The sequence below is a fragment of the Ornithinimicrobium sediminis genome (assembly GCF_021272345.1).
Classification (GTDB): Bacteria; Actinomycetota; Actinomycetes; order Actinomycetales; family Dermatophilaceae; genus Ornithinicoccus; species Ornithinicoccus sediminis_B.
The window spans coordinates 37,037-48,459 of the sequence record NZ_JAJSDQ010000009.1 but is presented as its reverse complement, the minus strand read 5'-3'; the positions used below and the strand labels follow the sequence as shown (position 1 = coordinate 48,459).

Annotated in this window: 14 protein-coding genes; all 14 read left to right on the top strand. The window is 68.0% G+C overall.

The genetic code is table 11. From position 1 onward, the window contains the following. Positions 1 to 22 precede the first annotated feature (22 nt). The 14 genes from ftsZ (at position 23) to LVO85_RS15200 (ending at position 11,341) form a co-directional block, all read left to right on the top strand. A complete protein-coding gene (gene ftsZ / locus LVO85_RS15265) occupies positions 23 to 1,273 on the top strand; it encodes a cell division protein FtsZ (protein ID WP_232748356.1) in 1,251 nt (416 codons plus the stop codon). Positions 1,274 to 1,535: 262 nt separating this feature from the next. Next, entirely contained in the window at positions 1,536 to 1,733 is a 198-nt protein-coding gene (locus LVO85_RS15260) for a Flp family type IVb pilin (protein WP_232748355.1), read from the top strand. 74 nt (positions 1,734 to 1,807) lie between these two features. Continuing rightward, positions 1,808 to 2,200 carry a TadE/TadG family type IV pilus assembly protein gene (locus tag LVO85_RS15255; RefSeq protein WP_232748354.1) on the top strand — a complete coding sequence of 131 codons (393 nt, stop codon included), beginning with the start codon at positions 1,808 to 1,810 and terminating at the stop codon, positions 2,198 to 2,200. Next, the gene (locus LVO85_RS15250) at positions 2,197 to 3,126 is read left to right on the top strand and encodes a pilus assembly protein TadG-related protein (protein WP_232748353.1); all 930 of its coding nucleotides are present in this window, start codon (positions 2,197 to 2,199) and stop codon (positions 3,124 to 3,126) included. The genes LVO85_RS15255 and LVO85_RS15250 overlap by 4 nt, the downstream gene beginning before the upstream one ends. Before the next feature lie 67 nt (positions 3,127 to 3,193). Further along, entirely contained in the window at positions 3,194 to 3,976 is a 783-nt protein-coding gene (gene cpaB, locus LVO85_RS15245; protein ID WP_232748352.1) for a Flp pilus assembly protein CpaB, read from the top strand. Then, complete coding sequence (locus LVO85_RS15240; RefSeq protein ID WP_332875452.1) at positions 3,973 to 5,172, top strand: AAA family ATPase; 1,200 nt, start codon at positions 3,973 to 3,975, stop codon at positions 5,170 to 5,172. The genes cpaB and LVO85_RS15240 overlap by 4 nt, the downstream gene beginning before the upstream one ends. After that, on the top strand, positions 5,169 to 6,716 hold the full coding sequence (locus LVO85_RS15235) for a CpaF family protein (protein ID WP_232748351.1): 1,548 nt from the start codon (positions 5,169 to 5,171) through the stop codon (positions 6,714 to 6,716). The genes LVO85_RS15240 and LVO85_RS15235 overlap by 4 nt, the downstream gene beginning before the upstream one ends. 89 nt (positions 6,717 to 6,805) lie before the next feature. Continuing rightward, complete coding sequence (locus tag LVO85_RS17120; RefSeq protein WP_232748350.1) at positions 6,806 to 7,669, top strand: type II secretion system F family protein; 864 nt, start codon at positions 6,806 to 6,808, stop codon at positions 7,667 to 7,669. Positions 7,670 to 7,871: 202 nt separating this feature from the next. Continuing rightward, positions 7,872 to 8,570, top strand: coding sequence for a type II secretion system F family protein (locus LVO85_RS15225; RefSeq protein WP_232748349.1), 699 nt, complete (start codon positions 7,872 to 7,874; stop codon positions 8,568 to 8,570). Positions 8,571 to 8,622: 52 nt separating this feature from the next. Then, positions 8,623 to 8,946: a DivIVA domain-containing protein gene (locus tag LVO85_RS15220; protein ID WP_232748348.1), complete on the top strand. Its 324-nt coding sequence runs from the start codon at positions 8,623 to 8,625 to the stop codon at positions 8,944 to 8,946. A gap of 14 nt (positions 8,947 to 8,960) precedes the next feature. Further along, the gene (gene pgeF / locus LVO85_RS15215) at positions 8,961 to 9,731 is read left to right on the top strand and encodes a peptidoglycan editing factor PgeF (RefSeq protein ID WP_232748347.1); all 771 of its coding nucleotides are present in this window, start codon (positions 8,961 to 8,963) and stop codon (positions 9,729 to 9,731) included. Next, on the top strand, positions 9,728 to 10,477 hold the full coding sequence (locus tag LVO85_RS15210; RefSeq protein ID WP_232748346.1) for a YggS family pyridoxal phosphate-dependent enzyme: 750 nt from the start codon (positions 9,728 to 9,730) through the stop codon (positions 10,475 to 10,477). The genes pgeF and LVO85_RS15210 overlap by 4 nt, the downstream gene beginning before the upstream one ends. 63 nt (positions 10,478 to 10,540) lie before the next feature. Further along, positions 10,541 to 11,035: a cell division protein SepF gene (locus LVO85_RS15205; RefSeq protein WP_232748345.1), complete on the top strand. Its 495-nt coding sequence runs from the start codon at positions 10,541 to 10,543 to the stop codon at positions 11,033 to 11,035. 21 nt (positions 11,036 to 11,056) lie between these two features. Next, positions 11,057 to 11,341, top strand: a complete 285-nt coding sequence (locus LVO85_RS15200; RefSeq protein ID WP_232748344.1) for a YggT family protein — start codon at positions 11,057 to 11,059, stop codon at positions 11,339 to 11,341. Positions 11,342 to 11,423: the final 82 nt, after the last annotated feature.

The following is an 11,423-nucleotide window of genomic DNA, read 5'->3' as shown; positions in this document are numbered from 1 at the left end:
AGACATCCAGGAAGGCGCACCCGTGTCCGCAGCGCAGAACTACCTCGCCGTCATCAAGGTCGTCGGTATCGGGGGTGGTGGTGTCAACGCGATCAACCGGATGATCGAGGTCGGGCTCAAGGGCGTCGAGTTCATCGCGATCAACACCGACGCCCAGGCCCTGCTCATGAGCGACGCCGACGTCAAGCTCGACGTGGGCCGCGAGCTCACCCGTGGTCTCGGCGCCGGGGCCGACCCCGAGGTCGGCCGCAAGGCCGCCGAGGACCACACTGAGGAGATCGAGGAGGCCCTGCGCGGGGCCGACATGGTCTTCGTCACCGCGGGGGAGGGCGGTGGCACCGGCACCGGCGGCGCGCCGGTCGTAGCCAAGATCGCCAAGTCGCTCGGCGCCCTGACCATCGGTGTCGTCACCCGCCCGTTCACCTTCGAGGGCCGCCGCCGCGCCAACCAGGCCGAGTCCGGCATCGGGCAGCTGCGCGAGGAGGTCGACACCCTCATCGTCATCCCCAACGACCGGCTGCTGTCGATCAGCGACCGCGCCGTCAGCATGCTCGACGCCTTCCGCAGCGCCGACCAGGTGCTGCTCTCGGGTGTGCAGGGCATCACCGACCTCATCACCACCCCGGGCCTGATCAACCTCGACTTCGCCGACGTCAAGTCGGTCATGCAGGGCGCCGGCTCGGCGCTCATGGGCATCGGCTCGGCCCGCGGGGAGGACCGCGCGGTGCAGGCCGCCGAGCTGGCGATCTCCTCACCGCTGCTGGAGGCCAGCATCGACGGCGCGCACGGTGTCCTCCTGTCCATCCAGGGCGGCTCCGACCTCGGCCTGTTCGAGATCAACGAGGCCGCCCGCCTGGTGCAGGAGGCCGCGCACCCCGACGCCAACATCATCTTCGGCGCGGTCATCGACGACTCGCTCGGCGACGAGGTGCGGGTCACCGTCATCGCCGCCGGCTTCGACAGCGGCAGCCCCACCCAGCGCTCGGACGACCGGGCCCTGGGCCAGGTGCAGGCCGGCGGCACCAACCGCGACCCGCAGGCCGGCCAGCAGTCGCAGCACCAGCAGCAGCCGCAGGGCCAGCACACCAACGGCGCGCAGCGTCCGCCGCAGCAGGCGCAGGCACCGGCCCGGGAGCGTGAAAAGGTGCCGGGCCAGGCCCAGCAGCACGCAGAGCAGCCCCCCACTGCGGAGCAGGCACCAGTGCAGCAGCCGCCCCGCACGGTGAGCTACGAGGAGTCCGAGGACCTGGATGTGCCCGACTTCCTGAAGTGACGTCGGACACACTCCCAGACGCCGACCTGCACCTTCCCTGACGAAGGTGCAGGCCAGCGCCTTGTCCAGCGTGTACCCAGGTAAACGGTTGCGGTCGTTACCGTTTCTTGACCTTCTTGTCGCACTCCTTGCCTTGCCAAGATTGTTGACAACGTGTCACTCTTGGTGCGGCTCAAGCCCTGTCGGGGGGTTAAGGGGCCTTGGGCTGGCCACCAGTACACACTCGGGGGACAGTCCCCACAGACATTGCGAAGGAGCCATCATGGCTGCCATCTACTTCTACCTCGCCACCCTCCAGGAGAAGTTCTCCGAGAAGGAGAAGGGCGCGACCGCCGTCGAGTACGGCCTGCTCGTCGCGCTCATCGCGGCGGCGATCATCCTCACAGTGACCGCCCTAGGTGGCTCGCTCAACGCTCTCTTCACCGCTGTGACGGGCGCAATCACTGGCGCCACTCCCTGATTTCGTTGCGGCTGGAGGTGGGGCGGTTGTTACGGCTTCCGCCCCACCTTGGCCAAACGACAGACCCAGTCTGCATGAAGGTGTCTATGGAGAGTCGAGAGCGAGGTGCAGCGGCGGTCGAGTTCGCGCTGATCGCTCTTCTTCTGATCTCGATGTTCTTTGCCATCATTGAAGGTAGCCGGCTATTTTACATGCAGGCATCGCTAGCTGCAGCGGCGCGAGACGGTGCGAGGGAAATGGCGATTCACAACGACCCGACCAGGGCCGAGGCCGCGGTGAACAATCTCTTCACGCCGTTCGGGGATGTGACAGGCCCGACTATCTCGTACAACCCGAGCCCCCCGGACTGCGAGCCGGGCGAATCCATCACAGTTATCGCGACAGCTGAAGCGGGACTACTAACGGGTCTCTTCGGTGGAGGAGCCGTATCGATGACGGGAGTCGGTGAGATGCGATGTGGAGGGTGACAGTGGATCTTAGTCGCGAAAGGGGAGCCACGGCAGTTCTCACGGCTTTGCTTCTGACTACACTCCTCGGTTTCGTCGGCTTCGGCGTCGACCTCAGCGCGACGTATGCCAAGAAGCAGGAGCTGCAGAACGGGGCTGACGCGGCTGCGCTGGCTGTCGCGCAGGACTGTGCTGTCGACGGCTGTGGTGACTCCCAATCCATCGCCGACAGCTACGCAGGCGCTAACGTGCGCAACGACGGTATAGAAGGAGCGGACGTCTCCTTCCCGTCGTCCAACAGCGTCACGGTCGAGGCATCGGGCTTTCAGCCGCACTGGTTCATGCCTGTCCTCGGTCGAGACGAGAGCCTTGTCGTAGCAGGTGCGACAGCGGCTTGGGGGGCGCCGGCGAGCGGGCCCGCCATGCTTCCTCTGGCCATTTCTGCATGTGAGCTCGACGCCTCGTTCCAGCCCGTCTTGGACGTCCCGCAGACGATCACGTTGCCCAAGAAGTCGGACAGCGACTGCACGGGAACTAACGGCTTCGATATCCCCAGCGGGTTCGCCTGGATGGACACAGTCGGAGGCAAGTGTGAGTCGGAGGCTTCCGTGGGCTACGACTTCCCTTCCGACCCAGGCAAGCCCGTGGACAAGAAGGCATGTTCAGCCGAGTTCTTCTTGGACCTCGTGGGCGAGACGGTGCTCCTGCCGATCTATGGTGAGTTCGAAGGCACCGGTGGGAACGGCATCTATACGGTCTACGGCTATGTCGCCATGACACTGAACGGCTACTTCTTCGAGAACAAGTACCAGTACGACGCGCCGTGCGGTCCGCCCGAGCAGTGCCTCAACGGCACCTTCGTCGAGTACGTCACCCTGGACGACGCCTACGAGTACGGAGGAGGGGCACCTGACCTCGGCGCCGCCGTCGTGCAGCTCACCGGCTGATCTCGTCTTGTTGCCTCGTCCGTAGCGGGGGGCGTGCTGCTCTCCTGACCCACCTATAAGGAACCTAGTGCTGAAACGCGTCATCGCCGCCGCGGCTGCCATCATCCTCGCCGCGGTGGGGGTCATCCTCGTCCTTGCCTACGCCAACCGTGCTGACGAACGAGCCTTGGAGGGGCTCGACACCGTTCCGGTCCTCGTGGCCACCGCACCGATCGCCCAGGGCACGTCCGGGGACGCCCTCGACGAGCTGGTCGAGGTGCAGCAGGTGCCGCAGGACTACGTGGTCGAGGGTGCCTTCGAGGAGCTGGAGGACATCGAAGGGCTGGTTGTCGCTGATGCTCTGACGGAGGGCGAGCAGCTGCGCGAGGGGCGGCTGCTCTCCGAGGCCGAGCTGCGCGCCCGGGACGACTTCGACCTGCCGGAGGAGGCGGAGGACCTTCATCAGGTGACGATCCCGCTCGACCGGGCCCGAGCGCTGGGAGGCAACATCGCCGCGGGCGACACGGTGGGCGTCTTCATGTCCTTCGAGCCGGAGGACCAGGAGGAGCAGGACGCCTTCGACCTGACCACGCTCGAGCTCAACAAGGCACTCGTCATCCGCGTGGCCGGCGGCTACGTGGCCCCACCCGTGCAGGGGCCGGGGGAGGATGACGGCGAGCAGGCAGAGCCCGAGGACAACATCCTCGTTACGCTCGCCCTGGATGCCCCCGACGCGGAGGAGTTGGTGTTCGCCATGGAGTTCGGCACGGTCTGGCTGTCCTACGAGCCCGAGGAGGCGTCCGAGGACGGCACGGGCACCGTCGTCCTCATCCTGCCCCTGCCCGACGAGGTCCGGGACGTGCTCCAGTGAGCGGCGTGCTGCTGGTCAGCGACCACACCTCGGTGACCCGCAAGGTGCGCCTCGCCACCGGTGACGACGTGGTGGTCGTCGACCCGGGGCGCATGCCGGCGATGCCCGCACAGCTGCTGGGGCTCGTGCCGGAGCCCGACGACGTGCGCATCGTGGTGCTGGACGTCGGAGGTGACGACGACGAGGGCGTATCAGGCCAGGTCGACGACGGGCTGGCCCTGGCCGGGCGGTTCGCGGAGACCCACCCGCATGTCGGCGTGGTGCTCGTCCACTCCCAGCCCGACTCGATCGGCCTGGCCGTGCTCCGCGCGGGTGCCCGGGACGTCGTCCCGCAGGACGCCTCGGTGGAGGACTGGCGATGGGCCCTGCGCCGGGCTCTGGACGCGGTGCAGACCGTCGCCCCCACGCACCAGGTCGAGGCGACCGGCCGCGTCGTGACCGTCGCCTCACCCAAGGGCGGGGTCGGCAAGACCACGCTGGCCACTAACCTGGCCATCGGTCTTGCGGCACAGTCACCCACGGGCACGGTGCTGGTCGACCTCGACGTGCAGTTCGGCGACGTGGCCGCGGCGCTGGACCTCGAGCCGGACTACACCCTCGGTGATGTGGTCGCCAGCCCGGCCAGCCGCGACTCGCTGGGCCTCAAGTCGCTGCTGGCACGTCACCCCAGCGGCCTGCAGGTGCTGTGTGGCGTGAGGTCTCCGGCTGACGCCGACGCGATCTCTGCCGACCAGCTCAGCACCGTCATCGGCCACCTCAAGAGCGAGTTCCGCTACGTCGTCATCGACACGGCGCCCGGTCTTCATGAGCAGACCCTGGCGGCGCTGGACCACACCACCGACCTCGTGCTCATCACCAGCCTGGACGTGCCAGGGATCCGGGGCCTGCGCAAGGAGATGGAGATGCTCGACGAGCTGGACCTGCCGCCGACCACCCGCAGCATCATCGTGAACTTCGCGGACAAGGACGGCGGTCTGTCGGTGGCCGATGTGGAAGCCTCCATCGGTCGTAAGGTCGATGTCGTGCTGCCGAGGTCGAAGAAGTTCACGCTCTCCACCAACCAGGGGTCGCCACTGCTGGAGTCGCAGCCACGGGACCGCATCAGCAAGGAGATGGGGCGTCTCGTCATGCGCTTCGCGCCGCTGTCGGTCAACGACTCAGGGTGGTCGGGGCGTCACCGGGGGAACCGCGCATGAACCTGGCGGAGCGGCTCGAAGCGGCACGAAAGGCCCAGTCGGAGGGGGCCTCTCCTGGGTCCTCGTCGAGCCCGTCGAACGGGGGCGCGACGAACGGAGGGGCGACGAACGGAACCCACACGGGAGCGCCGACCGAGAGCGCGCAGGTCCCTTCCGAGCGGCTGACCACGAAGGCGTCGCGTCCGACGACCGAGACCGCTGCGTCATCCGCGCCGCCTGTGACCCCTCCAGCCTCTGCTGCGTCTCCTCCGACCGCGTCGGCCGGGTTGGCGAGGTTCAAGGCCAGGGCGCGCGAGGAGCTCTTCGAGCGCCTTGGCGCGCGGCTCAACGATCCTGACCTGGACGAGGCCAAGCTCAACGAGCTGGTGCGTCAGGAGCTGACCAAGCTCGTCAACGACTCGCCGGTCTCGCTCAAGTCGGACGAGCGACGCCGGCTGATCGCCGACCTGACCGACGACGTCCTCGGCTACGGACCCTTGCAGCCCTTCCTGGACGACGACGCGGTCACCGAGATCATGGTCAACGGTCCGGACCACGTCTATGTCGAGGTGGGGGGTCGGCTGAAGCGGGCCGATGCACGGTTCGGGTCGGAGGAGCACCTGCGCCGGGTCATCGAGCGCATCGTCTCGCGGGTCGGCCGGCGCATCGACGAGTCGTCCCCGCTGGTGGACGCCCGCCTCGAGGACGGTTCACGTGTCAACGCCATCATCCCCCCGCTGGCCTTCAGCGGCTCCACGCTGACGATCCGCAAGTTCGGCAAGAAGCCCCTCCTCGTGGACGACCTGGTGGCCCGTGGTTCCCTCTCGCCCCCGATGGTCGCTCTGCTACGCGCCAGCGTGGAGGCGAAGCTGAGCATCCTCGTCTCCGGCGGCACCGGCACGGGCAAGACGACGCTGCTCAACGTGCTGTCGTCGTTCATCCCGCACGACGAGCGCATCGTGACCATCGAGGACGCCGTCGAGCTGCAGCTGCAGCAGGAGCACGTGGTCCGGCTCGAGGCCCGCCCCAGAAACATCGAGGGCCGCGGCGAGGTCACCATCCGCGACCTCGTGCGCAACTCGCTCCGAATGCGGCCCGACCGCATCATCGTCGGTGAGGTCCGCGGAGGGGAGAGCCTCGACATGCTGCAGGCGATGAACACCGGTCACGAGGGGTCGCTGTCGACCTTGCACGCCAACACGCCTCGCGATGCCATCGCCCGGCTCGAGACCATGGTGCTCATGGCCGGCATGGACCTACCTCTGCGCGCCATCAGGGAGCAGATCGCCTCGGCGATCGACGTCATCGTCCACCTGACCCGCATGCGAGACGGCACCCGACGGGTCACGCACGTCACCGAGGTGCAGGGCATGGAAGGCGACATCATCACCCTGCAGGACGCCTTCGCGTTCGACTACAGCGCAGGAGTGGACCACACAGGGCGCTTCCTCGGCACGACCCGTTCGACAGGTGTCCGGCCCCACTTCACCGACCACTTCGCCGAGCTCGGGATCGAGCTGCCGGCCAGCGTGTTCGAGACGGCCCCGATGCGGAGCGGTCGCTGATGACGAGCGCGCTGACGTCGGACGCCGCCGTCACCATCGGCCTGGCGCTGATACTTCTTGCTGTCGTCCTCACGCTCGTCGTCCTCCTCGTGCCGACGCGCGAGGTGGCTGCTGAGCGGCGACGGTACGGTGTCGAAGCCGGACCCACGACGCTGACCCGAGCGACCCAGGCGACGACGGGCGCGATCGGCAATGTGGTCGAGCGGCGCGACGTCGGTCGCTCGTGGGCCTACTCGTTGGACCGCGCCGGCATCCGGCGGACCGTGCCGGAGTTCATCCTGCTGATTGGGGCCACGGCGCTGGTTGCTTTGGCGCTGGGGACGCTTGTGTCGAGTATCTTCGCCGGCATCCTCCTGGCTCTCGTGGTCGCCGGTGGGTCCGTGATGTTCGTCGCCTTCCGCTCGGACCGGCGCAAGGCGCAGTTCGCCGACCAGCTCGACGACATGACCCAGCTGCTTGCGAGCAACATGCGGGCGGGCCACAGCCTCCTGCAGTCGATCGACTCGCTCTCCAAGGAGCTGGAGGAGCCTGCGACCAGCGAGATGGTGCGCGTCGTCAACCAGGTGCGGGTCGGTCGCGACCTGGGCGATGCGCTCGCCGAGACCGCGGAACGGATGGACAGCGCCGACTTCCTGTGGATCTCCCAGGCCATCGCCATCCACCGACAGGTGGGAGGCAACCTGGCGGACGTGCTGGACCAGGTGGGAGTGACCATCCGCGAGCGCAACGCCATCCGGCGTCAGGTCAAGGCACTGAGCGCGGAGGGCAAGCTGTCGGCGTACGTGCTCGTCGCTCTCCCCTTCCTCGTGGCCCTGGTGCTGTCGTTACTCAATCCTGCGTACATGGGCCGACTCACCGAGAGCGCACTAGGGTACGCAATGCTAGGTGTGGCGGTGGTACTGCTGTTCATCGGCAGTTTGTGGCTCCGCAAGACCGTTCAGATCGAGTTCTGAAGTCGTCATCATGACCAACGTTATTGTCATTTCTGCCGCGTGTGTCGCGATTGCGATCCCGCTGCTCTTATGGTCATTTTCAGCCAGACCGCAGGAAGCCCGCGACCAGGCACTCACCAACTTGCAGCGAGGGCTGCCACGTCCGGCTGGCGGTGACGCAACCCTTGAGGCGGGTGGTGGGGGTCTGGCACGGTTGGCCAGGTTGCTGACGCCCACAGGCCTCGTCCGCAAGATCGACCTCCTCCTCGCACGGGCGGGAAGGCCGGCGAACTGGCCGCTGGAGCGGATCCTGGTCACCAAGCTCACGCTTGGTGCTGCGACGACGGCGCTCGTAGGGCTGGTCGTGGGGACAAGTCCGTCCGCAAGGGGCATCTTCTTCGGGCTCTGCTTCCTCGCGCTGATGTGGTTCCTCCCCGAGATCCTGCTCTACAACGAGGGCACCAAGCGCAGGAAGAAGGTGCAGGAGGCACTCCCGGACACGCTCGACCAGCTCTCGATCGCCGTGGATGCCGGTCTGGGCCTCGAGTCGGCGATGGCGCACGTCGCGCGCAACAGCAGCGGCCCGCTCTCCGAAGAGATCGTCCGCACCCTGCAGGACATGCAGGTCGGGATGCCCCGCCACGAGGCGTACCTGGCCATGTCGCAGCGGGTCGATGTGAGCGACCTCCGCCGCTTCCTGCGAGCCATGGCGCTGGCTGACCAACAAGGGGTCTCGATCTCGAGGGTGCTCAACACGCAGGCCCAGGAGATGCGCCTGAAGCGGCGGCAGCGCGCGGAGGAGAAGGCAATGAAGATCCCCGTGAAGGTGGTCTTCCCGCTCATCCTCTTCATCCTGCCCGTTCTCTTCATCGTGGTGATGGGACCCGGGGTCATCGGGATCATCGAGGCATTTTCAGAGTGACCACACGCACCTCCACCTGGACAGACCCGGTGGACCGACGAAGAGGGGACCCATGCCGCTGACACCCGAGGACGTCGTCCGCAAGAACTTCCAGGGCACCCGGATGCAACGTGGCTACAGCGAGGCCGAGGTCGACGGCTTCCTCGAGGAGGTCGTCATCGAGCTGCGCCGGCTGCACGCGGTGATCGACGACCTGGAGGCCCGCGTGGCACGGTCTCCGGAGGATAGTGGTGCCGCGCACCGCATCGCGGTCGAGCAGGAGCAGCTCGAGATGATCCGCGCCGAGCGCAAGCAGCTCGTCGAGGAGATGGCTCAGATGCAGGCCGAGCTCGACCGGGTCACCGCCGAGGTCGCTGCGGTCCGCGCTCAAGGATGAACTAGCGTTGCCCCGTGTTCAGGTGGCGTGAGCGGATCGAGCCCGACGGGACGCTCTACGGCGTCGACTGGGTGGTCACCGACCGCTGGGGTGGGTCGAGCCAGGGCGAGTTCGCCGAGCTCAACCTGGGCGCCCACGTCGGGGACGACCCGGCCGCGGTCGAGACCAACCGCCATCGGCTGGCGCACGGCTTCGACGTGGCGCTGCGCGACCTGCGGTTCATGGACCAGCAGCACGGCTGCGGCGTGACCCGGGTCGGTGGCGAGCAGGTCGAGCCGGGGGAGTCGCCTCCGCCGCCACCGTCCTCGGACGGCCTCATTACCGACGACCCGGACGTGGTGCTCGTGGTGCTGGTCGCCGACTGCACCCCCGTGATGCTGGTCGACCGCACGGAGGGGCTCGCGGCGGTGGTGCATGCCGGGCGTCCGGGGATGACGTCGGGTGTCGCGCAGGCCACGGTGGAGCGGTTGCAGGCGCTGGGGGCGGATGACCTGCAGGCCGTCGTGGGCCCGTCGATCTGCGGGCGCTGTTATGAGGTGCCGGCCGAGATGCGTGACCGGGCCGCAGCGGTCAGCCCGGTCAGCGCGACTCTCTCGTGGACCGGCACCCCGGCCATCGACGTCGCTGCCGGCGTCGTCGACCAGCTCACCGCCGCCGGCGTGCCGGTGCAGTGGCTGCCCGGGTGCTCCCGGGAGAGCGAGGACCTCTACTCCTACCGTCGCGATGGACAGACCGGACGCTACGCCGCCGCTGTGCGCCTGCTTGCGGCCGAGGCTGTCGCGTGAGCGACCGCGGCGAGGAGCTGTCGGCCAGCCTGGGGGCCGTGCGCGAGCGCATCCGCCGGGCGTGCGAGGAGAGCGGCCGCTCTGAGGAGGAGGTCACCCTGGTGGTCGTCACCAAGTTCTTCCCCGCCGCTGACGCCGTTCACCTCATCGACCTGGGGGTGCGCGACCTCGGTGAGAACCGCGACCAGGAGGCGTCCGCAAAGGTCGCCGAGCTGGGCGAGCTCGTCGCGCCGGAGCTCTGGTCGCAGACCCGGATGCACTTCATCGGCCAGGTGCAGACCAAGAAGGCTCGCTCGGTGGCGCGCTACGCCGACGTCGTGCAGTCGGTCGACCGTCCCAAGCTGGTGCGCGCGCTGGACCGCGCCGTCGGTGCCGCGGTCGAGGCCGGTGAGCGCAGCGCACCCCTCGACGTGACCGTGCAGCTGGACCTGGAGGAAGGGGAGCGGACCGGCCGGGGTGGCATCGCACCGTCGGAGGCCCCGGAGCTGGCTGATCTCGTCGCCGGGACCGAGCACCTGCGTCTGCGCGGCGTCATGGCGGTGGCACCCCCTGACCTGGACGCGGACGGCCGACGCAAGGCGTTCGAGCGGATCGCGGCGTCCGCGCGGCAGATCCGCGGTGCCCACCCGGATGCCGACTGGGTGTCGGCAGGGATGAGCGGGGACCTGGAGGACGCGATCGCGGTCGGCGCGACACACCTGCGTGTCGGGAGTGCAATCCTCGGATCACGCCAGTCACACCGGTAACGTCGGTGACGTCCGCACCACCACCATCCGGGTGGATTCGCACGCACCAAGGAGCTCGCTGAGATGGCTGGGGCACTGCGCAAGACCATGGAGTACCTCGGCCTCGCCGAGGTCGACGAGCGTTACGACTACGACGAGGTCGACGGCACCGCCGCTCGCCAGCCCTCGCCGCTGCGTGACGACACCGACACCGACACCGCCCCGCGCGGGGCCGAGGTGACGCCCCTGCCGCGGCGGACGCCGGTCGCTCGGGTCGTCCAGGAGCACGAGGTCAGCGAGATGAACCGCATCACCACGATCCACCCGCGCACCTACAACGAGGCCAAGAACATCGGTGAGTCCTTCCGGGCCGGCACCCCGGTGATCATGAACCTGACCGAGATGGACGACTCCGACGCCAAGCGCCTCGTCGACTTCGCGGCGGGCCTCGCCTTCGGCCTGCACGGCTCCATCGAGCGGGTCACGAGCAAGGTCTTCCTGCTCTCCCCCTCGCACGTCGAGGTCGACGGCGCGGTGGACACCGGGCGCACCCAGCAGGGCCTGTTCAACCAGAGCTGACGGAGTTGAGAGACTGACCCCATGGTCGGCCAAACACTCAGCTTCATCCTCTTCCTCTACTTCCTCGTCCTGCTCGGGCGCCTGGTCTTCGACTGGGTGCAGGTCTTCTCCCGGGACTGGAGGCCCAAGGGGATCCTGCTGCTGGTCGCGGAGGGGATCTACAGCCTGACCGACCCACCGCTCAACGCGCTGCGCAAGGTCATCCCGCCACTGCGCCTGGGGGGCGTGGCGTTGGACCTCGGTTTCCTCGTGCTGATCTTCGCCGTCAGCATCGGGCGCGGGCTCGTCGCGCAGCTGCCCTTCTAGCCTCTGAGCGGAATCCCTTCTGAGGCGCCTGTGGGCTATCGTGACTCACGACCGTGCATGACCGCACGTCGGTGGTGCCGGC